Source organism: Pseudomonas sp. 2, assembly GCF_056627435.1.
Genome location: NZ_JBWXNG010000016.1, coordinates 67,431 through 91,009, shown reverse-complemented (window position 1 = coordinate 91,009; position 23,579 = coordinate 67,431). Strand labels below are relative to the sequence as shown.

Here is a 23,579-nt window from a genome sequence, read left to right as displayed (position 1 = left end):
CGATGTTCAGCTCCGATAAAGAAGCCCCCAGCGAGCTCATCCGCGCCAAGGACCTGAGTGGATTCGATGTCTGGGCATTGCCCAGCTTCGATCCGCACGTGGAAGAACCCGAGCCGGAACCCGAGCCTGAGCCCGAACCTGCCGAAAGCGAGGAAGTGCCGCTGGAAGAAGTCCAGCCGCTGACCCTCGAAGAGTTGGAGAGCATCCGTCAGGACGCCTACAACGAAGGCTTTGCCATCGGCGAAAAAGAAGGTTTCCACAGCACCCAGCTCAAGGTCCGTCAGGAAGCCGAAATCGCCCTGACGGCCAAGCTGGAAAGCCTGGAAACCCTCATGAGCCATCTGTTCGAGCCAATCGCCGAGCAGGACGTGCAGATCGAGAAATCGGTGATCATGCTGGTCGAGCACATCGCCCGGCAGGTGATTCAGCGCGAGCTGAAAACCGATTCCAGCCAGATCGGCAAGGTGTTGCAGGACGCCCTGCGCATGCTGCCGATGGGCGCCAACAACGTGCGGATTCTGGTCAACTCCCAGGATTTCGCCCAGGTCAAAGCCCTGCGCGAGCGCCATGAAGAAAACTGGCGCATTCTCGAAGACGACTCGCTGCAGCCGGGCGGTTGCCGTGTGGAAACCGAGCACAGCCGTATAGACGCCTCGGTCGAAACCCGCATGAGCGTCGCCATCGCCAAGATGTTCGATCAGTTGCACGAACAGGCCATGCACCCGGCGATGCCTGACGTGAGCGTGGACCTGGAAGCGGCGATCAAGAGCGCCGAAGACAGCCTGCAGAAAACGGACGCCACCCATGCGTCTTGAGCGCACCAGCTTCGGCAAGCGCCTGAGCACCTACAGCGATTCCATTCATCTGCCTGCGCAGCCGATCGTCGAAGGGCGGCTGCTGCGCATGGTCGGCCTGACCCTGGAAGCCGAGGGCCTGCGCGCCGCCATGGGCAGCCGCTGCGTGGTGATCAACGACGACAGCCAGCACCCGGTGGAGGTCGAGGCCGAAGTCATGGGCTTCGCCGGTGGCAAGGTGTTCCTGATGCCGGTGGGCAGCGTGGCCGGGATCGCCCCGGGCGCCCGCGTGGTGCCGCTGCCGGACACCGGCCGCTTGCCGATGGGCATGACCATGCTCGGTCGCGTGCTCGATGGCGCCGGTCGTCCGCTGGACGGCAAGGGCGGCATGAAGGCCGAAGACTGGGTACCGCTGGACGGCCCGACCATCAACCCGCTCAAGCGCGACCCGATCAGCCAGCCGCTGGACGTGGGCATCCGCTGCATCAACGGTTTGTTGACGGTGGGGCGCGGTCAGCGTCTGGGCCTGTTCGCCGGTACCGGCGTGGGTAAATCGGTGCTGCTGGGCATGATGACGCGCTTCACCGAGGCCGACATCATCGTCGTCGGGCTGATCGGCGAGCGGGGCCGCGAGGTGAAGGAATTCATCGAGCATATTCTTGGCGAAGAAGGCCTCAAGCGTTCGGTGGTCGTGGCATCGCCTGCGGACGACGCGCCGCTGATGCGTCTGCGCGCGGCCATGTACTGCACGCGCATCGCCGAATATTTCCGCGACAAGGGCAAGAACGTCCTGTTGCTGATGGACTCGCTGACCCGTTTCGCCCAGGCCCAGCGGGAAATCGCCCTGGCCATCGGCGAGCCGCCGGCGACCAAGGGTTATCCGCCGTCGGTGTTCGCCAAGCTGCCCAAGCTGGTGGAGCGTGCCGGTAATGCGGAGAAGGGCGGTGGTTCGATCACCGCGTTCTACACGGTACTGTCCGAAGGCGACGACCAGCAGGACCCGATCGCCGACTCGGCGCGGGGCGTACTCGACGGCCACATCGTGCTGTCCCGGCGCTTGGCCGAGGAAGGGCATTACCCGGCCATCGACATCGAGGCATCGATCAGCCGGGTCATGCCGTCGGTGGTCGATGCCCAGCACATGACTCAGGCGCAGTACTTCAAGCAGTTGTGGTCGCGTTATCAGCAGAGTCGCGACCTGATCAGCGTCGGCGCTTACGTGGCCGGTGGTGATCGCGAGACGGACCTGGCGATCAACTTGCAGCCGCAACTGGTGCAGTACTTGCGTCAGGGCCTGCATGACAACGAGAGCATGCAGAGCAGCGAGGCGCAGTTGGCCAGGATCTTCAATCCGCAGGCGGCTGGCTGATAGGCCATGGCACAGAGTCGCGCGGCGCGTCTGGCGCCAGTTGTGGAAATGGCTGAGAAGGCCGAGAAGACTGCCGTTCAACGTCTCGGGCATTTCCAGGGGCAGGTGCGGCTTGCCGAGAACAAGCTCGGTGAGCTTGAGAAGTTTCGTGCCGATTATCAGCAGCAGTGGATCGACAAGGGCTCGGTGGGGGTTTCCGGGCAGTGGCTGATGAATTATCAGCGCTTTCTCAATCAGCTGGAGACGGCGGTGAGTCAGCAGCGCCAGAGTCTGGTGTGGCATCAGAACAATCTGAACAAGGCGCGCGGTGAGTGGCAGAAGGCCTATGCGCGGGTCGAGGGGTTGCGCAAGCTGGTGCAGCGGTATATCGAAGAGGCGCGGGCGCTGGAGGACAAGCGGGAGCAGAAGCTGTTAGATGAGCTTTCGCAGCGGTTGCCCAGGGAGCAGCCTTTTTAATTTCGTGTGCAGATCCTGTATCTCGGGTGGTGCTGATATTTTGTGTTCTGGCTAACGCCAGACCTGTTTCGACTTCGTCGAGTTACTTGGAAAAGACACCCAAGTAACCAAGGTGTCCTGCTCCTGGTTTGGGTCCTCCTTCGTCGGACTTCCTTCATTCCGGTCTCGCTCCGTGGGCACGGCGCGAAAGGGCCATCCATGGCCCACGCGCCTCTCGCGACATCCTGTCGCTCGTCCCACTCCACGAGACCTCCATTCAGCCTGCACCCAAGTCGCGTTTTGTGTCGTCTGGGCGATCGCGTATGAAGATCAAAATCAAAAGCATATCCCGACCGTAGCAGCACGGCTTGCCGGCGGGAGCGATCTTGAGGGCGACCCGCGAGCAAGCCCGGCTGCTACGGGACAGAGTTCACCGCACGCTCTTGATCTGGCTTTTGATCTTCATGCGCAAACCTCACAGGCACCACAAATCGCGACTTGGGTGCAGGCTGAGTGGAGGTCTCGTGTAGTGGGCCAAGCGGCAGGATGCCGCGCGAGGCGCGGGGCCATGGATGGCCCATTCGCGCCGGGCCCACGGAGCGAGACCGGAATGAAGGAAGTCCGACGCAGTCGGACCCAAACCAGGAGCAAAAGCCCTTGGTTACTTGGGGCTTTTCCAAGTAACTCGACGAAGTCGAAACAGGTCTGACGTTAGGAAGAACGCTCTTGATCTTGATCTTGATCTTGATCTTGATCTTGATCTTGATCTTGATCCTGATTCAACGAACCCGACGAAGCCAGAACATCTCTACCAGCCGCACCACGCACCAAGAGATGTACACCCCAACCCGAGACCGCCAAACGCTTTGCCAGATCATTTCCCCCTATCTGTAGGAATCTTCCATTTGCCGCGCCGCACAAGGGGTGCTAAAACTTCATCCGTCTGACGCCGTTTCATATAAGGGATTTGCCAATGTCAGTTACTTCCGAGCGCTCTCCTGACAAGCAGAAGCTGACCATCAAGATCAAAGGACGGTTCGATTTTTCGACGCATCAGGATTTTCGTGGTGCCTACGAAAGAGAGGATGCCAAGCAGTACGTAGTCGACCTCAAGGAAACCAACTACCTGGACAGCTCCGCGCTGGGCATGCTCTTGCTGCTGCGCGACCATGCCGGGGGTGAGCGTGCCGATGTACGGTTGGAAAACTGCAGCGCCGACGTGATCAAAATCCTCGCCATTTCCAACTTCTCCAAACTCTTCAACATCGGCTGATGGCGGGTTCTGCGCCGCCTGAGCGCCTGACGATTCTCATCGCCGACGACAACGCGAGCGACCGCATGCTGCTCTCGGCGATCATCAGTCGTCTGGGGCATGAGGTTCAGAGCGCCTGCGATGGCGAAGAGGCCGTCGGGCTGTTCGAGCGCAGGCGTGCGCAACTGGTGCTGATGGACGCCCTGATGCCGGTGATGGACGGTTTCGAAGCGGCGCGGCGGATCAAGGAACTGGCGGGCGAAGCGCTGGTGCCGATCATTTTCCTCACCTCCATGAGCGAGGGCGAGGGGCTGGCGCGCTGCCTGGACGCCGGTGGCGACGACTTCATCACCAAGCCCTACAACCCCATCGTGCTGGCCGCCAAGATCAACGCGATGAACCGGCTGCGGTTGTTGCAGGACACCGTCCTGCAGCAGCGCGACATGATCGCCCGTCACCATAAATACCTGCTCAACGAGCAGCGCGTGGCCAAGGCGGTGTTCGATCAGATCGCCCACTCGGGCTGTCTGAACGCGCCGAATATTCGCTACCTGCAGTCGCCTTATGCACTGTTCAACGGCGACCTGCTGCTGGCCGCCTGGGCGCCGTCCGGCAACATGCACGTGCTGCTCGGCGACTTCACCGGCCATGGCTTGCCCGCCGCCGTGGGCGCGATGCCGCTGGCCGAGGTGTTCTACGGCATGACCGCCAAGGGCTATGGCCTGCCGGAAACCCTGCGCGAAATGAACGCCAAGCTCAAGCGCATCCTGCCGGTGGACATGTTCTGCTGCGCGGCGCTGGTATGCGTGAACTTCAAGCAGCAACTGGTCGAGGTCTGGAACGGCGGCCTGCCGGATGGCTACCTGCTGCACGCCGACGGGCGGCCGCATACGCCGCTGGTCTCGGCGCACCTGCCACTGGGGGTGCTGGGGGCCGGCAGTTTCGATGACAACACTCAGGTCTATCCGTTTGCGCCGGGCGATCGGGTGTTTCTGTTGTCCGATGGCGTGGTCGACAGCACCGACGAAAATGGCGAGATGTTCGGCGCGCGGCGCCTGCAGAACGTTTTCGTCAGCAACCGCAATCCGGTGTCCCTGATGGAGGAAGTGCAGTGGGCGCTGGCGCGTTTTCGCGGCCAGGTGCGTGACGACGTGAGCATGCTCGAAGTGGGCTTCAGCGAGCCCGAGTCACTGGGCACACCGTCGGTCATCTATACCGATAGCGGCGATTCCAGCCCGCTGGACTGGGCGGGCACCTTCGAATTCCGCGCCTCGACCCTCAAGCGTTTCAACCCGCTGCCGTACTTGTTGCAGCTGCTGCAGGAAGTGCATGGCCTGCGCCTGCAAAGCAGTGAGCTGTACACGGTGATGTCCGAGCTGTACAGCAACGCGCTGGAGCACGGGGTGCTGGGGCTGGACTCGTCGCTCAAGCGCGACGCCGAGGGTTTTGCCCTGTATTACCAGCAGCGGGCCGAACGGCTCGAGAACATGGAAGGCGGGTTCATACGATTTAGTTTCCAGATAATTCCGGTCGGCCAGGGCGGGCGGCTGATCATCGAAGTTCACGACAGTGGCAATGGATTCGACGTCGATCGGGTGCTGTCACTCCCTCCTGCGGTGAACCAGTTGTCCGGGCGCGGTCTGAACCTGGTCCGGCAATTGAGTAATGAGTGCCGTTGGTCCGCGGATGGCCGCACGGCCCGTGTGGAGTTCGCTTGGGAGGGTCTGGCATAATCCGGCGCTTTCTTGGTCAAGGAGCGAACAAGCAGTGATCAATCATATGGATCTGCACGTCCTGGAGACGCTGCAAGAAGTGATGGAAGGCGAATACCCCGCACTGCTGGAGGTGTTCATCAAGGACTCCGAACGACGGGTCATCGAACTCAACGAGTTCGTGCGCGATCCGGCCTTTTCTTCAGCAAATACCCTCTCATCATCGAAGCAACTGGCCGACAAGGTTCACAGTTTCAAGGGCAGCTGCAGCAACATGGGCGCTGCGCACCTGACGCAGCTGTGCCGGGAGTTCGAGGAACTGTTGCGCGGCCCGGCAGGCCTGGACGCCGCCGAAACTGGCGCAAGGGTGGCGGCGATCACCGAGGAATTCCGCATCGTGCGCGACCTGTTCGAGGTGCAGCTGCAATCCGCTCTGAAGGGCTGACTGGCGCGGCGAGGGGTGGCCAGGCTCTTCGATCAGAAAACTGGCCCGCCATTTGCTAGATCAAGCCGCAATCGTGCTTTTGCGGAGATCACCATGGCCCTTGCCAACAACCCTTTACTCACGGCTCTGACGGCTGCCAAAGCCCAGAAAGCCAGCGCCGCCACTTCGGTAAAGGCGCCAGACCCCGTCAAGGACAACGCTTCCAGCTTCTCGACGGTGTTTGCCAAGCAGTCGGCCCCCAAGCCTTCGAGCGTCGATGACAGCCCGGCAAAACCTTCCAGCGCCAAGAGTTCGGCAGCGGACAACAAGCATGGCGCCAGCCAATCGTCTGCCGCCTCTGACAAGACCGTTGCCGATAACGGCAATGGCTTGCCTGGGCACAAGGCGGTCAACGGGAAAGCGGACAACGCCAAGCCGGACAACACCGCCAAGGATAACGACAGCGACGACGATAGCGACGACGACACCTCTGACGCGACGACGACCTCCGCCGATTCGACCGTGGCTGACACAACCGTCACCGATCCGGCAGTCGATCCTTCGCTGGTGGTGACAACGCCGGTGGTCGAGCCTGCACCGGTGCAGCCTGACGTCACCGCGCAGCCGGCCATCGACCCTGCCTTGTTGGCCAGCACTGCGCCTGTGGTCCCGCCACCGGTGGTGCAGGCGCCGACCGATGCCACTGACGACACCTTCGACCCTTCGGCCGACCCGCTGGAAGGTTTGACCGCTGTGCAGGTCGCGCTGGAGAACAAGGCTCAGCAGAACGCCCAGGCAACGGGTGCGGTGAAGGGCGCTGGGCACGAGACTGGCAAGCAGGACCCTAATGTCGATCCTGCCCAGCAACTGGCCGGCAATCTGGCGGCGCTGGGTGATCAGCCGGTCGACAAGAGCACCACCGAAGGCGGCGGCGACAAGGCCTTTTCCGGCCTGCTGGCGGATGGCCTGAAGGATGTGAAGGGCGCCAGCAGCGACACCCGCGTGGACAACTTCGCCGAGCGCCTGGCCTCGCTGTCTCAGGCCGCCCAGGTGAAGACGGGGTCGGCGACGCCTGCACCGCTGCTTAATCAGCCATTGGCCATGAACCAGAACGGCTGGACCGAAGGCGTGGTCAACCGCGTGATGTACCTGTCCAGCCAGAACCTCAAGCAGGCTGACATTCAACTTGAACCGGCCGAACTGGGCCGTCTGGACATTCGCGTCAATATGGCGGCAGACCAGCAGACCCAGGTCACCTTCATGAGTGCTCACGTGGGCGTTCGCGACGCGCTGGAAAACCAGCTCTCGCGCCTGCGTGACTCCTTCGCCCAGCAGGGCATGGGCCAGGTCGACGTCAACGTGTCCGATCAGGGCCGCGGCTGGCAGCAACAGGCCCAGCAGCAGTCCGGTGGCGATACCCAGCGTGGCAGCGGCGCCAATGGTTCGGGCAATGGCAGTGGCAGCGACCTGATCGCCGACGGCGCACCGATCGATGCCGCCACGGCAGCGGCCAGCGCGCCGTTGACCGTGGTGGGGACCAGCGCGGTCGATTATTACGCCTGATCCCCGCCTTCATCCGCGATATGGCGGTGTGCCTGACACGATTTCGTCGGCTGCACCGGCCATTCGCGTATGAATTCGCTCCTACAGGTCCGGCGAATGTCTTCGGGTTTTCTGACATGCGCCGATCCCCCTGTAGGAGCGAATTTATTCGCGAAAAATGGTTCAGGCGCTAAAAAAAGGATCGCTCCTGCCGGCCATTCGCGAATAAATTCGCTCCTACAGATTGCGCCCTACGCGAATCAGGGTTTGCACCTGCGCTTTCTACCTTTCTCTGAGCCAACTCTGGCACAACCCTTGCTCTCCCTCTGTCACGCAACACCGAACCCATTGGATAGTGACGGATTATTGGCATGGCGAAGACCGACGACGCAGCAGTTAAAGACCCCGCGAAGAAAGGCAAGTTGAAGATCATCATTCTGGTGGTGGTGGGCCTCTTGCTGGCCATCGGTCTTTCGGTCGGCGCGACCTGGTTCATCATGCACAAGGCCGAGAGCAAGCCCGATCCTGCGGTAGCCGCCGAGGCTGCCAACGTCAAGAAGGAGGCGATCTTCGAGCCGCTGACGCCGCCTTTCGTCGTCAACTACAACGTTAATGGCCGGCAGCGCTACATGCAGGTCAGCATCACCCTGCTGGCCCGCGATCACGCGGACCTGGAAGCGCTGAAAGTGCACATGCCGGTCATCCGCAACAACCTGGTGATGATGTTCTCCGGCCAGCCTTTCGACACCATCGCAACGCCAGTGGGCATGGAAATGCTGCGCCAGAAGGCCGCTGCGGTGGTGCAGGAAGTCGGCCAGAAAGAGCTGAACAAGAGCGTCATCGAACAGGTTCTTTTCACTAACTACGTATTGCAGTAGGACCACGACATGGCCGTGCAAGACCTGCTGTCCCAGGATGAAATCGACGCGCTGCTGCATGGCGTGGACGATGGTCTGGTACAGACCGAAAGCGTCATCGAACCTGGCAGCGTCAAAAGTTATGACCTGACCAGTCAGGACCGGATCGTGCGCGGGCGCATGCCGACCCTGGAAATGATCAACGAGCGTTTCGCCCGTTATACCCGCATCAGCATGTTCAACCTGCTGCGTCGCTCGGCCGACGTGGCGGTGGGCGGCGTGCAGGTGATGAAGTTCGGCGAATACATTCACTCGCTGTACGTGCCGACCAGCCTGAACCTGGTCAAGATCAAACCGCTGCGCGGCACCGCGTTGTTCATTCTGGACGCCAAACTGGTGTTCAAGCTGGTGGACAACTTCTTCGGTGGCGACGGCCGTCACGCCAAGATCGAAGGCCGTGAATTCACCCCCACCGAGCTGCGCGTGGTGCGCATGGTGCTGGATCAGGCGTTCATTGACCTCAAGGAAGCCTGGCAGGCGATCATGGAAGTCAATTTCGAGTACATCAACTCGGAAGTGAACCCGGCCATGGCCAACATCGTCGGCCCGAGTGAAGCGATCGTGGTTTCCACCTTCCACATCGAACTCGATGGCGGTGGCGGTGACCTGCACGTGACCATGCCGTACTCGATGATCGAGCCGGTGCGCGAAATGCTCGACGCCGGTTTCCAGTCCGACCTGGACGATCAGGACGAGCGCTGGGTCAACGCCCTCAAGCAGGACGTGCTGGACGTGGCCGTGCCGCTGAGCGCCACCGTGGCCCGTCGTCAGCTCAAGTTGCGGGACATCCTGCACATGGCGCCTGGCGACGTGATTCCGGTGGAGCTGGGCGAGCACCTGGTGATGCGCGCCAATGGCGTGCCGTCTTTCAAGGTCAAGCTGGGCTCGCACAAGGGCAATCTGGCCCTGCAAGTGGTCGAGCCGATCGAACGTCGCTGACGCGATACCGTCAGCACCTGAATACACAATTTGCTGTGCCAACGAATAAAGCGTGTCGAGGACAACCATGGCTGATGAAAACGAAATGAACTCCGCAGACGACCAGGCTCTGGCCGACGAGTGGGCTGCGGCCTTGGGTGAAGCGGGCGAGGGCGGCCAGGCCGACATCGACGCACTGCTGGCAGCCGATGCCGGCAACAGCGCCGGCAACCGCCTGGCGATGGAAGAGTTCGGCAGCGTGCCCAAGCAGACCGGTCCGGTTTCGCTGGACGGCCCCAACCTGGACGTGATTCTGGACATTCCGGTGTCGATCTCCATGGAAGTGGGCAGCACCGACATCAACATCCGCAACCTGCTGCAGCTCAACCAGGGTTCGGTGATCGAGCTCGATCGCCTGGCCGGCGAGCCGCTGGACGTGCTGGTCAACGGCACGCTGATCGCCCACGGCGAGGTGGTGGTGGTGAACGAGAAGTTCGGCATCCGCCTGACCGACGTGATCAGCCCGAGCGAACGCATCAAGAAGCTGCGCTGAATGAGCCGCCTGCTCAAGGGCCTGCTGGCCGCGCCGTTGGTGTTCGCTTCGTGGATGGCGCTGGCCGCCGATCCTGCCATTCCCGCAGCGCCGGCAGCACCGGTCGCGGCAACGGCGGCGCCTGCCACGCCAGCGGTGGTGGTGCCGCCCGCCAGTGCGCTGACGTCCGGCATCGGTGGGCAACTGGCGCAGCTGGTGCTGGGTCTGTTGCTGGTGGTCGGCCTGATCTTCGTGCTGGCCTGGCTGATGCGCCGGGTGCAGCGCGCGGGGCCTGCGGGCAATCAGGTGATCGAACTGGTGGGTTCCCGGGCACTGGGCCCGCGTGACCGGCTGGTGCTGGTGCAGGTGGGCAACGAGCAGGTGCTGCTCGGCGTCTCCCCGGGCAGCATCACCGCGCTGCACGTGATGAACGAGCCGGTCAAGGTGCCTGAAACCCAGAACACCACCCCTGAGTTTGCGCGGCGTCTGCTGGAAGCGCTGGGCAACAAAGGGCAGCCTGGCAAACCCGCCGCGCGACCGTTCGATACAAAAGACAGCCTCGAAAATCCGGGTCAGAAGGACAAGAACTGATGCGCATCGTTTTGACGCTGCTGTTGCTGCTGGCAGCGCCGCTGGCGTTCGGCGCCGATCCGCTGTCGATCCCGGCGATCTCGCTGGGCACCGGCGCCAACGGCCAGCAGGAGTATTCGGTCAGTCTGCAGATCCTGCTGATCATGACCGCGCTGAGCTTCATCCCGGCGTTCGTCATGCTGATGACCAGCTTCACCCGGATCATCATCGTGTTCTCGATCCTGCGTCAGGCCTTGGGCCTGCAGCAGACACCGTCGAACCAGATCCTCACCGGCATGGCGCTGTTTCTGACGCTGTTCATCATGGCCCCGGTGTTCGACCGGGTGAACAACGATGCGCTGCAGCCGTACCTGGCGGAGAAGATCACCGCCCAGGAAGCGGTGGCCAAGGCCGAAGTGCCAGTCAAGGACTTCATGCTGGCGCAGACCCGTTCCAGTGATCTGGAGCTGTTCATGCGCCTGTCCAAGCGCACCGACATTCCGACCCCGGACGCGGCGCCCTTGACCATCATCGTCCCGGCGTTCGTGACTTCGGAGCTCAAGACCGCGTTCCAGATCGGTTTCATGATTTTCATTCCATTCCTGATCATCGACCTGGTGGTCGCCAGTGTGCTGATGGCCATGGGTATGATGATGCTGTCGCCTTTGATCATTTCCCTGCCGTTCAAGATCATGCTGTTCGTGCTGGTGGACGGCTGGGCGCTGATCATCGGCACGCTGGCCGGCAGTTTCGGTGGCGTATGAACCTGTTCCTTGAGGAGTGCCTGGCATGACCCCGGAAGTTGCCGTCGACCTGTTTCGCGAAGCGCTGTGGCTGACCACCACCATGGTCGCCATTCTGGTGGTGCCCAGCCTGATCGTGGGCCTGTTGGTCTCGATGTTCCAGGCCGCCACCCAGATCAACGAACAGACCCTGAGCTTTCTGCCGCGCCTGTTGGTGATGCTGGTCACGCTGATCGCCATCGGCCCGTGGCTGGTGCGCACCTTCATGGACTACATCATCACGCTGTACACCAGCATTCCCCAAGTGATCGGCTGAGCGACCCATGGAGCCTGTGCTGGCGCTGACCGATACACAGATCAGCACGTGGGTGGCCGCCTTCATGCTGCCGCTGTTTCGCATCGCTGCCGTCCTGATGACCATGCCGGTGTTCGGCACGACCCTGGTGCCCACGCGAGTGCGGCTGTACCTGGCGCTGGCGATCACACTCGTGGTGGCACCCAGCCTGCCGCCGATGCCCGAAGTACACGCGCTGGACCTGAGCGCGCTGCTGTTGATCGCGCAACAGATCATCATCGGCGCGGCGCTGGGCCTCTCGCTGCAGCTGTTCTTCCAGGCGTTCGTGATTGCCGGGCAAATCGTCGCGGTTCAGATGGGCATGGGCTTCGCGTCCATGGTCGATCCGGTCAACGGCGTGTCGGTGGCGGTGATCGGGCAGTTCTTCACCATGCTGGTGACGCTGCTGTTCCTGGCCATGAACGGGCATCTGGTGGTGTTCGAGGTGCTGATCGAAAGCTTCACCACGCTGCCGGTCGGCGAGGGTCTGATGCCGGCGGACTTCTGGGGGCTGGTGCTGCGCCTGAGCTGGGTGCTGGGCGCGGCGCTGATTCTGGTGCTGCCGGCGATCACCGCATTGTTGGTGATCAACATCGCCATGGGCGTGATGACCCGCGCGGCGCCGCAGTTGAACATCTTTTCCATCGGTTTTCCGCTGACCCTGGTGCTGGGCATGGGGATTCTGTGGATCTCCCTGGGCGACATCCTCAATCAATACCAACCGCTGGCGGTCGACGCCTTGCAGTTGCTCAAGGAAATGGTCAAGGCGCGCTGACATGGCTGAGAGCGAGAGCGGTCAGGACAAGACAGAAGACCCCACGGACAAACGCAAGAAAGACGCGCGCGAGAAGGGCGAGATTGCCCGGTCCAAAGAACTCAACACGGTCATCATCATGATCGTCGGCGCCGCCGGTTTACTGGCGTTTGGCGGCTCGATGGCCGAAATGATGATGCAACTGATGCGCGACAACTTCAGCATCTCTCGCGCTGCGCTGATGGAAGAGCGCAGCATGAGCCTGATGCTGATGGTCTCGGGCAAGGCGGCGCTGATGTCCATCGCGCCGCTTTTGACGGCCCTGACCATTGCCGCACTGATCGGCCCGATCTCGCTGGGCGGCTGGTTGTTCGCCGCCGGTTCCCTGGCCCCCAAGTTCAGCCGCCTGAACCCCCTGGCGGGTCTCAAGCGCATGGTCTCGCCCAATGCGCTGATCGAGTTGCTCAAGTCCTTCGCCAAGTTTTTCATCGTGTTGGTGGTGGCGGTGCTGGTCCTGAAAAAGGACAAGGACGACCTGCTGGCGATCGCCCATGAGCCGCTGGAAATGGCCATCATCCATAGCCTGCAGCTGGTGGGCTGGAGCACGTTGTGGATGGCGTTCGGGCTGCTGATCATCGCGGCGGTGGATGTGCCGGTGCAGCTGTGGCAGGCGCACAAGAAACTGCTGATGACCAAGCAGGAAGTGCGCGACGAGCACAAGGACAGTGAGGGCCGGCCGGAGGTCAAGCAGCGCATTCGCCAGTTGCAGCGTGAGATGTCGCAGCGGCGGATGATGGCGGCGATTCCTCAGGCTGACGTGATCATCACCAACCCGACCCACTATGCCGTGGCGCTCAAGTACGACGCGGACAAGGGCGGGGCGCCGGTGCTGCTGGCCAAGGGCAGTGATTTCATTGCGCTGAAGATCCGCGAGATTGCGGCGCAGCATCAGATTCTGTTGCTGGAGTCGCCGGCGCTGGCGCGTTCGATCTATTACAGCACCGAGCTTGAGCAGGAGATTCCGGCGGGGCTGTATCTGGCGGTGGCGCAGGTGTTGGCGTATGTCTATCAGATCCGGCAGTTCCATGCCGGGCGGGGCAAGCGGCCGGCGCCGTTGAGTGATGATTTGCCGATTCCGCCGGATTTGCGTAGGGATTCTTAGGCTTTAGATCAAGATCAAGATCAAGATCAAGATCAAGATCAACGTCAAAAGCGTTCTTCCTAACGTCAGACCTGTTTCGACTTCGTCGAGTTACTTGGAAAAGACACCCAAGTAACCAAGGTGTCCTGCTCCTGGTTTGGCCCTGACTTCGTCAGGGTTCCTTCACTCCGGTCCCGCTCCGTGGGCCCGGCGTGAAAGGGCCATCCATGGCCCACACGCCTCTCGCCGCATCCATGCGGCTCGACCCACTCCGCGAGACCTGCGTTCAGCCTGCACCCAAGTCGCGTTTTGTGCCGTCTGAGCTATCGCGCACGAAGATCAAAAGCCAGATCGAAGGCAGAATGCGGTTTGCTTTTGATTCTGCCGAAGGCGTAGGAGCTCGGCTTGCCAGCGATCTGCCGGGGATCGGCAGCAAATCCGGTGTATGCGGTATGCCTGACACGGCCGACGTGGATGGTTTTACTGCCGCTGCGCGCCAGATCGCGAGCAAGCTGCGCTCCTACGCCCTCCGGGCAGAATCAAAAGCAAACCGCACAACATCCCGCCGTTGCCGTTGATCTGGCTTTTGATCTTCGTACGCGATAGCCCAGACGATACAGAACGCGACTTGGGTGCAGGCCGAACGCAGGTCTCGCGGAGTGGGTCGAGCCGCATGGATGCGGCGAGAGGCGCGTTGGGCCATGGATGGCCCTTCGCGCCGGGCCCACGGAGCGGGACCGGAGAGAGGGAACCCGACGAAGTCGGGCCAAACCAGGAGCAGGACCCCTTGGTTACTTGGGGGTCTTTTCCAAGTAACTCGACGAAGTCGAAACAGATCTGACGTTAGGAAGAGCGCTCTTGACCTTGATCTTGACCTTGACCTTGATCAGACCCGACAGCAGCCTGAGCCAGACACAAATCGGCAAACCAAAGGAAATATGTCGACCCCGACACAAATCTGTATAGTGGCACTATGATATTTTTCAGGCTTTCCAAGAGTTGGACAGGTTTTTGCAACACCTGCGCTACAACGCCTCTGGCGTCAAAAGTTTGGTTTAACGCGCAGGTAGACAATCGGTGGATCGCTCTCAATTAATCACAAACGCACGCTCTGGACTGGCCGGCCTGGGTCGTGGTCAGTTGGGCGTGCCGTTGTTGTTGCTGGTCATGCTGGCAATGATGATGTTGCCGATGCCGCCGTTCCTGCTGGACGTGTTCTTCACGTTCAACATCGCGCTCTCCATCGTCGTGCTGCTGGTCTGCGTCTACGCATTGCGACCGCTCGACTTCTCGGTGTTCCCCACCATTCTGCTGGTCGCCACGCTCCTGCGCCTGGCGCTCAACGTCGCGTCCACCCGCGTGGTCATGCTGCATGGCCAGGACGGCCACGCCGCTGCCGGTAAGGTGATCCAGGCCTTCGGTGAAGTGGTGATCGGCGGGAACTACGTGGTCGGTATCGTGGTGTTCGCGATCCTCATGATCATCAACTTCGTGGTCGTGACCAAAGGTGCCGGTCGTATCTCCGAGGTGAGCGCGCGTTTCACCCTCGATGCGATGCCCGGCAAACAGATGGCGATTGACGCCGACCTCAACGCCGGCCTCATCGATCAGCCGGAAGCCAAGCGCCGCCGCCTGGAAGTCGCCCAGGAAGCCGAGTTCTACGGCTCCATGGACGGTGCCAGCAAGTTCGTGCGCGGTGATGCCATTGCCGGTCTGTTGATCCTGTTCATCAACCTCATCGGCGGCATGCTGGTGGGTATCCTGCAACACAACATGACCTTCGCCGACGCCGGCAAGGTGTACGCCCTGTTAACCATTGGTGACGGTTTGGTGGCGCAGCTGCCATCGCTGTTGCTGTCGACCGCTGCGGCGATCATGGTGACCCGTGCGTCCGGCTCCGAGGAGATGGGCAAGCAGGTCAGTCGCCAGATGTTCAACTCGCACAAGGCGCTGGCCGTGTCTGCGGCGATCATGATCGTCATGGGTCTGGTGCCGGGCATGCCGCATTTCTCGTTCATCAGCCTGGGGCTGCTGGCGGCGGGTGGTGCGTACCTTTTGTGGAAGAAACAGAACCAGGTCAAGCTCGCGGCCATCGCCGAGGTCAAGCGCCAGCAGGATCTGCTGCCGTCGCCGACCCGTGCCCAGGAATCCAAGGAGCTGGGCTGGGATGACGTGACGCCGATCGACATGATCGGCCTGGAAGTGGGCTATCGCCTGATTCCGCTGGTGGATCGCAACCAGGGCGGGCAGTTGCTCGCGCGGATCAAGGGCGTGCGCAAGAAGTTGTCGCAAGAGTTGGGCTTCCTGATGCCAACCGTACACATTCGCGACAACCTGGACCTGGCGCCGAGCGCGTATCGTCTGACCCTGATGGGCGTGACCCTGGCCGAAGCCGAGATTTATCCGGATCGCGAGCTGGCAATCAACCCGGGTCAGGTATTTGGCAGCCTCAACGGCATCAATGCCAAAGACCCGGCGTTCGGTCTGGAAGCGGTGTGGATCGAAATCAGCCAGCGCGCCCAGGCGCAGTCGCTGGGTTACACGGTGGTCGATGCCAGTACCGTAGTGGCCACTCACTTGAACCAGATTCTGTACAAACACTCACATGAATTGATCGGGCACGAAGAAGTCCAGCAGTTGATGACCCTTTTGGCCAAAAGCTCGCCGAAACTGGCCGAGGAACTGGTCCCGGGCGTGCTCTCGCTGTCGGCGCTGCTCAAGGTGCTGCAGGCGCTGCTGGCCGAGCAGGTGCCGGTGCGCGACATTCGCAGCATCGCCGAAGCCATCGCCAACAACGCGGCGCGGAGTCAAGATACCGCCGCATTGGTGGCGGCGGTGCGGGTCGGGCTGTCCCGTGCAATCGTGCAAAGCATTGTCGGCATTGAGCCGGAGCTGCCTGTCATCACCCTTGAACCAAGGTTGGAACAGATATTGCTCAATAGTCTGCAGAAGGCAGGACAGGGTCAGGAAGAAGGCGTTCTGCTCGAACCGAGCATGGCTGAGAAACTTCAGCGCTCGTTGATCGAGGCAGCGCAGCGTCAGGAGATGCAGGGTCAGCCGGTAATTTTGTTGGTCGCAGGTCCGGTTCGCGCCATGTTGTCCCGCTTTGGACGCCTGGCAGTGCCGAACATGCATGTTTTGGCTTATCAGGAAATTCCTGACAATAAGCAAGTCACCATCGTAGCGACTGTCGGGCCGAACGGCTGAGGTAGTGAGTCATGCAAGTTAAGCGTTTTTTCGCCGCCGATATGCGTCAAGCCATGAAGCTGGTTCGTGATGAGCTGGGCGCTGAAGCCGCCATCATCGGCAACCGGCGGATCGCCGGCGGTGTGGAACTGACAGCCGCGCTGGACTACAAACTGTCCGCGCTGGCCCCGCGCGTGCCGAACGTGGAGCTCGAAGACGAGCTGCGCAAGACCCAGTCGCGCATCGTCACCGCGCAGGCTGAACTGACAAGCCGCAGCGAGCTGGACAGCGTTGCCAATCGCCAGCTGTTCTCCGGCATTGCCATGGATGACAGCAACAAACAGATCGAGCCGACCCTGGACGAGCCGTTCCGCCCGTCGATCCACGCCGCCATCGCGGCGGATCGCGCAGAGCGTGCCGAGCGCGCGGCGGCTGATCCTGGCATCAGCCAGCGTGCCTACGATTCGATGCGTTCGGAATTGAACGGCCTGCGCGAACTTCTGGAAGTCCAGCTCGGTTCGCTGGCCTGGAATCAACTGCAAGGCAGCCGTCCGCAGCAGGCCAACCTGTGGCGTCGTCTGCAACGCGTCGGCCTGTCCGGCCCGCTGTCGCGCGACCTTCTGAACATGGTCCCGGATGTCGATGACCAGCCCCACGCCTGGCGCATGTTGCTGGCGCACCTGGCACGCATGATCGTCACGCCAGAGGTCGAGCCGCTGGAAGAGGGTGGGGTGATCGCCATGGTCGGCCCTGCCGGAATGGGCAAGACCACCACGCTGGCAAAACTTGCGGCCCGATATGTGTTGAAATACGGCGCGCAAAATATCGCGCTGGTGAGTATGGACAGTTTCCGCATCGGGGCTCAGGAACAGCTCAAGACGCTGGGCCGGATCCTCAATGTGCCGGTGACCCATGTCGACCCGGGCCAGTCGCTGGCTCAGGCGCTGGAGCCGCTCTTGCGCAAGCGCGTGGTGTTGATCGACACCGCCGGCCTGCAGGCGAGCGACCCGGCCCTGCGTCTGCAACTGGAAAGCCTGGCAGGGCGCGGCATCAAGGCGCGCAACTACCTGGTCCTGGCGACAACCAGCCAGAAACAGGTGCTGACTGCGGCCTATCACAGTTACAAGCGTTGCGGCCTGGCCGGGTGCATCCTGACCAAGCTGGACGAAACCGCAAGCCTGGGCGAAGTGCTCAGCCTTGCCGTGACACACGAATTGCCCGTGGCCTATCTGACCGATGGCCCACGGATACCGGATGATCTGCATCTGCCACGCCGGCACCAGCTCGTAAGCCGAGCGGTGAGTGTGCAGATGCAGGAGGAGCCTAGCGAGGAAGCGATGGCGGATATGTTTGCGGATCTTTATCACAGCACCGGCAAGCGCGCGGGCTAGGTTAAGGAAAATGACATTGGAAAATACCTGCATCGATGGTCTGCCAGGCATTGTTCAGTCACTGAACGTGCAGCCCGAAGTGTGGCTTAGGTCTAAGCAAGACAAGGTAAAAAATTAACATGGGCAGCATGCATCCCGTTCAGGTTATCGCGGTGACTGGTGGCAAAGGTGGCGTAGGCAAGACCAACGTGTCAGTGAACCTCTCGCTGGCACTGGCCGAGCTTGGGCGTCGCGTGATGTTGCTGGACGCCGATCTGGGTCTGGCCAACGTCGACGTATTGTTGGGCTTGACCCCTAAACGCACCCTGGCCGACGTCATCGAAGGCCGCTGCGAGCTGCGCGATGTCCTGTTGCAGGGGCCAGGCGGGGTGCGCATCGTGCCGGCCGCTTCCGGCACCCAGAGCATGGTGCAACTGACGCCTGCCCAGCACGCTGGCCTGATCCAGGCCTTCAGCGACATCGGCGACAACCTGGACGTGCTGGTGATCGACACCGCTGCCGGGATCGGCGAGTCGGTGGTCAGCTTCGTGCGCGCGGCCCAGGAAGTGCTGCTGGTGGTCTGCGACGAACCGACCTCGATCACCGACGCCTACGCGCTGATCAAGCTGCTCAACCGCGACTACGGCATGAACCGCTTCCGCGTGCTGGCCAACATGGCCCAGAGCCCGCAGGAAGGGCGCAATCTGTTCGCCAAGCTGACCAAGGTCACCGACCGCTTCCTGGACGTCGCGCTGCAGTACGTGGGCGCCGTGCCGTACGACGAGTGCGTGCGCAAGGCCGTGCAGAAGCAGCGCGCGGTGTACGAGGCGTTTCCCCGTTCCAAATGTGCGCTGGCGTTCAAGGCCATCGCGCAGAAAGTCGATACCTGGCCGCTGCCGGCGAACCCGCGTGGCCATCTGGAATTTTTCGTCGAGCGCCTGGTTCATCAGACCAGTGCAGGGCCAGTGTCATGACTGCAAGTGGCTATCGCATGTACAGCAAATCATCCAGAGATTCCCAGTACGAGCTCATCGAGCGCTATGCCCCGTTGGTCAAGCGTATCGCCTACCACTTGCTGGCGCGTCTGCCGGCCAGTGTGCAGGTCGAGGACTTGATCCAGGCGGGGATGATCGGCCTGCTCGAAGTGTCGACCAAATACGACTCGACCAAGGGCGCGAGTTTCGAGACCTACGCCGGCATCCGCATTCGTGGCGCGATGCTCGACGAAGTGCGTAAGGGTGACTGGGCGCCGCGCTCGGTTCACCGCAATACGCGCATGGTCAGCGACGCGATTCGTGTGATTGAAGCAAAAACCGGCCGTGACGCTAAAGATCACGAGGTTGCTGCCGAACTTCAGATGAGCCTCGACGATTACTACGCGATTCTCAATGACACACTGGGCAGTCGCCTGTTCAGCTTCGACGACCTGTTGCAGGACGGCGAGCATGAAGGGCTGCACGAAGACGGCGCGAGCCAGTCGCTGGAACCGTCCCGCGATCTGGAAGACGAGCGTTTTCAAGGGGCGCTGGCCGATGCCATCGCCAACCTGCCCGAGCGTGAACGCCTGGTGCTGGCGCTGTACTACGACGAAGAGCTGAACCTCAAGGAAATCGGTGAAGTCCTGGGCGTCAGCGAATCCCGGGTCAGCCAGCTGCACAGCCAGTGCGCCGCCCGTTTGCGCGGCCGCCTGAGCGAGTGGCGCGCACGTTGATTTAACCCGCGCAGGCCAGTGTGCCTGCGTGCTGAATGCAAGACCGGCTGTGCAAGATGTGGGTGCAACAAAAGGCAAGGCAGGAGCCGGTGGGATCGGATCTTTGAAGATTCGTTTCGCTGCGCCTGTTACTTGTCGATTCGAAAACCCGTCACTGTTATTCGTAAAGCCGCTCGCCGGTATTGATTGAACGCGCGTCCAGGGGCTGGGCGCGTTAAAGACTGCTTGGAGGTCGAATTGGACAAGAACATGAAAATCCTCATCGTTGATGACTTCTCAACGATGCGGCGGATCATAAAAAACCTGTTGCGTGACCTTGGGTTCACCAACACGGCCGAAGCAGATGACGGTACCACCGCATTGCCGATGTTGCAGGCGGGCGGTTTCGATTTCCTGGTCACGGACTGGAACATGCCGGGCATGTCGGGCATCGACCTGCTGCGTCAGGTGCGCGCCGATGAGCGCCTGCGCCACATGCCGGTGCTGATGGTCACCGCCGAAGCCAAGCGCGAGCAGATCATCGAGGCCGCACAGGCCGGTGTTAACGGTTACGTCGTGAAGCCATTCACCGCCCAGGTGCTCAAAGAAAAGATCGAGAAGATATTCGAGCGCGTCAATAGCTGATGTCCGCTGCGAGGGCGCTATGGATCCTAAAGAATCGACAATGGGTGACTTCGAGTCGACCCTGAAGAAACACGCACAAGAGCTCGTCGCCAGCCTTGAAAAAGGCAAGTTCGGCGACGCCGTGCAACTTATCCATGAGCTTAATCAGACCCGGGACCGCGGCCTGTATCAGGAAGTCGGCAAGCTGACGCGCGAGCTGCACAGTGCAATCGTCAATTTCCAGATTGACCCGCACATGCCGCAAGCCGAAGAAGTGTCGCAGATCACCGATGCCACCGAGCGCCTGTCGTATGTTGTGCGCCTGACCGAAGGCGCGGCCAACAAGACCATGGACCTGGTGGAGCAGAGCACGCCGTTGATGAACGGCTTGAGCGAAGACGCCAAGGCCCTGAGCGCCGATTGGGGACGCTTCATGCGTCGCGAGATCGGCGCCGAGGAATTTCGTGATCTGGCCCGCCGTGTCGAAGGTTTCCTGGCGCGCAGCGAGAAGGAGAGTCATCAGGTTGCCAGCCACCTGAACGACATCCTCCTGGCCCAGGATTATCAGGACCTGACCGGCCAGGTGATCAAGCGCGTGACTACGCTTGTGACCGAGGTCGAGAGCAATCTGCTCAAGCTGGTGCTGATGGCCAGCCAGGTGGATCGCTTTGCCGGGATCCAGCACGATCAGGAAGTGTTCCGTAAGCAAAAAGAGCAGGAAAAACTTCATTCCAAGGGTGAAGGTCCGCAGATTCATGCCGATAAACGTGAAGACGTCGTATCCGGTCAGGATGATGTAGACGATCTGCTATCCAGCCTCGGATTCTGAATTCCCGCGAGTGGATTCAAGCCCCGGGTTCTATGTGAAAGTGGCTGCTGGATCGCGCGCCAATGCCTCGACGAAGGCAATGCGCGCGAACCTGTGACGCAGCCTCTGGATCGGTTTGACGGTTAATTTTAGGAGCACCCCCAATGAGCTTCGGCGCCGATGAAGAAATCCTTCAGGATTTTCTGGTAGAGGCCGGCGAGATTCTCGAGCAGTTGTCCGAACAGTTGGTCGAGCTGGAAAGCCGGCCGGATGATGCGGATCTGCTCAATGCCATTTTTCGCGGTTTTCACACTGTAAAAGGGGGCGCTGGCTTCCTCCAGCTCAACGAGCTGGTTGAATGCTGTCACATCGCTGAGAACGTGTTCGACATCCTGCGCAAAGGTGAGCGCCGGGTCGATGCCGAGCTCATGGACGTCGTCCTGGAAGCGCTGGACACCGTCAACAGCATGTTCGGCCAGGTGCGCGAACGCTCCGACATCACGCCGGCCACGCCCGAGCTGCTCGCGGCATTGTCGCGTCTGGCAGAGCCTGCGTCGGCCGATGAAATCGCGGCCGCGCCTGCACCGGCTCCGGTCGTTGAGGAGGTGGCCGAGGCTGCATCCGACGACATCACCGATCTGGAATTCGAACAACTGCTGGACTCGCTCAATGCGGTCAAGGCCGAGGCGGCGGGTGCTGCCGTGTCGGCGCCGGTTGCTCCGGCTGCGCCAGCCGCTGCGGCCGATGAAGCGGCCAGCGACGAAATCACTGACGCCGAATTCGAGTCGCTGCTCGACCAGTTGCATGGCAAGGGCCAGTTCGCCGTAGACGCCGTCGTGCCTGTAGCCGAGGCCGCACCGGCGGCGACGCCTGCGAGCGACGAAATCACCGACGACGAATTCGAAGCGCTGCTCGATCAGCTGCACGGCAAGGGCAGTTTCTCCCCGGATGCCGGCGCGCCAGCTGCAGCGCCTGTGGCAGCCGCCAGCGAACCTGCGTCGGATGAAATCACCGACAACGAATTCGAAGCGCTGCTCGATCAACTGCATGGCAAAGGCAAGTTCGAGCCGGCCGTAGCGGGTGCGACCGCCACGGCGGCGGCACCGGTCAAGAAAGCCGAGCCGCCTAAAGCCGAGCCGCCTAAAGCCGAAGCGCCCAAAGCAGAACCTGCGAAACCGGCACCTGCCGCCGCGCCAGCGCCGGCCGCCAAGGCTGCACCTGCGCCAGCCGCTGCTGCGCCTGCCCGTGCTCCTGCGCCGGCTGCTGCCGACAAGGCGCCGACCGAAGCGGAAACCACCGTGCGCGTCGACACTGCGCGCCTGGACGAGATCATGAACATGGTCGGCGAACTGGTGCTGGTGCGTAACCGCCTGGTGCGTCTGGGCCTGAACAGCGGCGATGAAGCCATGTCCAAGGCCGTGTCCAACCTGGACGTGGTCACCGCCGACCTGCAGACCGCGGTCATGAAGACCCGCATGCAGCCGATCAAGAAAGTCTTCGGCCGCTTCCCGCGTCTGGTTCGTGACCTGGCGCGTCAGCTCAAGAAAGAAATCAACCTTGAACTGGTGGGTGAAGAAACCGACCTGGACAAGAACCTGGTCGAGGCCCTGGCCGACCCGCTGGTGCACTTGGTGCGCAACGCGGTGGACCACGGCATCGAGTCGCCGGAAGAACGCGAGGCTTCGGGCAAGGCTCGCGGCGGTCGTGTGGTGCTCTCGGCCGAACAGGAAGGCGACCACATCCTGCTGTCGATTTCCGATGACGGCAAGGGCATGGACCCGGCGGTGCTGCGCGCCATCGCGGTCAAGCGCGGGGTGATGGACAAGGACGCGGCGGATCGTCTGTCCGACACCGACTGCTACAACCTGATCTTCGCCCCGGGCTTCTCGACCAAGACCGAGATTTCCGACGTGTCGGGTCGTGGTGTGGGCATGGACGTGGTCAAGACCAAGATTTCTCAGCTCAACGGCTCGATCAACATCTACTCGACCAAGGGCCAGGGCTCGAAGATCGTCATCAAGGTCCCGCTGACCCTGGCGATCATGCCGACGCTCATGGTGATGCTGGGCAACCAGGCCTTCGCCTTCCCGCTGGTCAACGTCAACGAGATCTTCCACCTGGACCTGTCGACCACCAACGTCGTCGACGGTCAGGAAGTGGTGATCGTGCGCGACAAGGCCTTGCCGCTGTTCTACCTCAAGCGCTGGCTGGTCAGTAACGCCGCTCATGAAGAGCAGCGCGAGGGCCATGTGGTGATCCTCTCGGTCGGTACCCAGCGTATCGGTTTCGTGGTGGATCAGCTGGTGGGTCAGGAAGAAGTGGTGATCAAGCCGCTGGGCAAGATGCTGCAAGGCACGCCTGGCATGTCCGGCGCCACCATCACCGGTGACGGCCGCATCGCCCTGATCCTTGACGTACCGAGCATGCTCAAGCGCTACGCCGCACGGCGTATCTGAGGCTGAAT

22 protein-coding genes and 1 pseudogene are annotated in these 23,579 nt (G+C 61.6%); all 23 read left to right on the top strand.

Annotated features, from left to right (window positions below; genetic code table 11):
- Positions 1 to 2: 2 nt before the first annotated feature.
- The 23 genes and pseudogenes from fliH to AC1MEK_RS23110 all read left to right on the top strand — a co-directional run bounded on the left by fliH (position 3) and on the right by AC1MEK_RS23110 (position 23,571).
- Positions 3 to 815 (top strand): flagellar assembly protein FliH, encoded by an 813-nt coding sequence (gene fliH / locus AC1MEK_RS23220; RefSeq protein WP_480398619.1) that lies wholly within the window; start codon positions 3 to 5, stop codon positions 813 to 815.
- Positions 805 to 2,163 carry a flagellar protein export ATPase FliI gene (gene fliI / locus AC1MEK_RS23215; RefSeq protein ID WP_480398618.1) on the top strand — a complete coding sequence of 453 codons (1,359 nt, stop codon included), beginning with the start codon at positions 805 to 807 and terminating at the stop codon, positions 2,161 to 2,163. The genes fliH and fliI overlap by 11 nt, the downstream gene beginning before the upstream one ends.
- Before the next feature lie 6 nt (positions 2,164 to 2,169).
- Positions 2,170 to 2,619, top strand: coding sequence for a flagellar export protein FliJ (gene fliJ, locus AC1MEK_RS23210; protein WP_480398617.1), 450 nt, complete (start codon positions 2,170 to 2,172; stop codon positions 2,617 to 2,619).
- Positions 2,620 to 3,571: 952 nt separating this feature from the next.
- On the top strand, positions 3,572 to 3,871 hold the full coding sequence (locus AC1MEK_RS23205; RefSeq protein WP_480398616.1) for an STAS domain-containing protein: 300 nt from the start codon (positions 3,572 to 3,574) through the stop codon (positions 3,869 to 3,871).
- A complete protein-coding gene (locus tag AC1MEK_RS23200; protein ID WP_480398615.1) occupies positions 3,871 to 5,583 on the top strand; it encodes an ATP-binding SpoIIE family protein phosphatase in 1,713 nt (570 codons plus the stop codon). Before AC1MEK_RS23205 ends, AC1MEK_RS23200 begins: the two co-directional genes overlap by 1 nt.
- Before the next feature lie 34 nt (positions 5,584 to 5,617).
- Entirely contained in the window at positions 5,618 to 6,007 is a 390-nt protein-coding gene (locus tag AC1MEK_RS23195; protein WP_480398614.1) for an Hpt domain-containing protein, read from the top strand.
- 93 nt (positions 6,008 to 6,100) lie between these two features.
- The gene (locus AC1MEK_RS23190; RefSeq protein ID WP_480398613.1) at positions 6,101 to 7,549 is read left to right on the top strand and encodes a flagellar hook-length control protein FliK; all 1,449 of its coding nucleotides are present in this window, start codon (positions 6,101 to 6,103) and stop codon (positions 7,547 to 7,549) included.
- A 350-nt stretch (positions 7,550 to 7,899) separates the two neighbouring features.
- Positions 7,900 to 8,406 (top strand): flagellar basal body-associated protein FliL, encoded by a 507-nt coding sequence (fliL, locus tag AC1MEK_RS23185; protein WP_480398612.1) that lies wholly within the window; start codon positions 7,900 to 7,902, stop codon positions 8,404 to 8,406.
- 9 nt (positions 8,407 to 8,415) lie between these two features.
- Positions 8,416 to 9,384 (top strand): flagellar motor switch protein FliM, encoded by a 969-nt coding sequence (fliM, locus tag AC1MEK_RS23180; RefSeq protein ID WP_480398611.1) that lies wholly within the window; start codon positions 8,416 to 8,418, stop codon positions 9,382 to 9,384.
- A gap of 67 nt (positions 9,385 to 9,451) precedes the next feature.
- Positions 9,452 to 9,916, top strand: a complete 465-nt coding sequence (gene fliN, locus AC1MEK_RS23175; protein ID WP_480398610.1) for a flagellar motor switch protein FliN — start codon at positions 9,452 to 9,454, stop codon at positions 9,914 to 9,916.
- A pseudogene (gene fliO, locus AC1MEK_RS23170) lies at positions 9,917 to 10,399 on the top strand (flagellar biosynthetic protein FliO); the annotation flags it as partial.
- Positions 10,400 to 10,485: 86 nt separating this feature from the next.
- On the top strand, positions 10,486 to 11,229 hold the full coding sequence (gene fliP / locus AC1MEK_RS23165) for a flagellar type III secretion system pore protein FliP (RefSeq protein ID WP_480398609.1): 744 nt from the start codon (positions 10,486 to 10,488) through the stop codon (positions 11,227 to 11,229).
- A gap of 25 nt (positions 11,230 to 11,254) precedes the next feature.
- Entirely contained in the window at positions 11,255 to 11,524 is a 270-nt protein-coding gene (fliQ, locus tag AC1MEK_RS23160) for a flagellar biosynthesis protein FliQ (protein WP_480398608.1), read from the top strand.
- A gap of 7 nt (positions 11,525 to 11,531) precedes the next feature.
- Positions 11,532 to 12,317: a flagellar biosynthetic protein FliR gene (fliR, locus tag AC1MEK_RS23155; RefSeq protein ID WP_480398607.1), complete on the top strand. Its 786-nt coding sequence runs from the start codon at positions 11,532 to 11,534 to the stop codon at positions 12,315 to 12,317.
- Between the two features lies 1 nt (position 12,318).
- Entirely contained in the window at positions 12,319 to 13,458 is a 1,140-nt protein-coding gene (flhB, locus tag AC1MEK_RS23150) for a flagellar biosynthesis protein FlhB (protein ID WP_480398606.1), read from the top strand.
- A 206-nt stretch (positions 13,459 to 13,664) separates the two neighbouring features.
- Positions 13,665 to 14,015: a hypothetical protein gene (locus AC1MEK_RS23145; RefSeq protein ID WP_480398605.1), complete on the top strand. Its 351-nt coding sequence runs from the start codon at positions 13,665 to 13,667 to the stop codon at positions 14,013 to 14,015.
- A 499-nt stretch (positions 14,016 to 14,514) separates the two neighbouring features.
- A complete protein-coding gene (gene flhA, locus AC1MEK_RS23140) occupies positions 14,515 to 16,644 on the top strand; it encodes a flagellar biosynthesis protein FlhA (protein WP_480398604.1) in 2,130 nt (709 codons plus the stop codon).
- An 11-nt stretch (positions 16,645 to 16,655) separates the two neighbouring features.
- The gene (gene flhF, locus AC1MEK_RS23135; protein ID WP_480398603.1) at positions 16,656 to 18,014 is read left to right on the top strand and encodes a flagellar biosynthesis GTPase FlhF; all 1,359 of its coding nucleotides are present in this window, start codon (positions 16,656 to 16,658) and stop codon (positions 18,012 to 18,014) included.
- 119 nt (positions 18,015 to 18,133) lie between these two features.
- Complete coding sequence (gene fleN, locus AC1MEK_RS23130; protein WP_274132391.1) at positions 18,134 to 18,967, top strand: flagellar synthesis regulator FleN; 834 nt, start codon at positions 18,134 to 18,136, stop codon at positions 18,965 to 18,967.
- Complete coding sequence (fliA, locus tag AC1MEK_RS23125) at positions 18,964 to 19,704, top strand: RNA polymerase sigma factor FliA (RefSeq protein ID WP_480398602.1); 741 nt, start codon at positions 18,964 to 18,966, stop codon at positions 19,702 to 19,704. Before fleN ends, fliA begins: the two co-directional genes overlap by 4 nt.
- Before the next feature lie 249 nt (positions 19,705 to 19,953).
- Entirely contained in the window at positions 19,954 to 20,328 is a 375-nt protein-coding gene (locus AC1MEK_RS23120; RefSeq protein ID WP_274132392.1) for a chemotaxis response regulator CheY, read from the top strand.
- 19 nt (positions 20,329 to 20,347) lie between these two features.
- Positions 20,348 to 21,136, top strand: coding sequence for a protein phosphatase CheZ (locus AC1MEK_RS23115; protein WP_480398601.1), 789 nt, complete (start codon positions 20,348 to 20,350; stop codon positions 21,134 to 21,136).
- 143 nt (positions 21,137 to 21,279) lie between these two features.
- Positions 21,280 to 23,571: a chemotaxis protein CheA gene (locus AC1MEK_RS23110; protein WP_480398600.1), complete on the top strand. Its 2,292-nt coding sequence runs from the start codon at positions 21,280 to 21,282 to the stop codon at positions 23,569 to 23,571.
- Positions 23,572 to 23,579 lie beyond the last annotated feature (8 nt).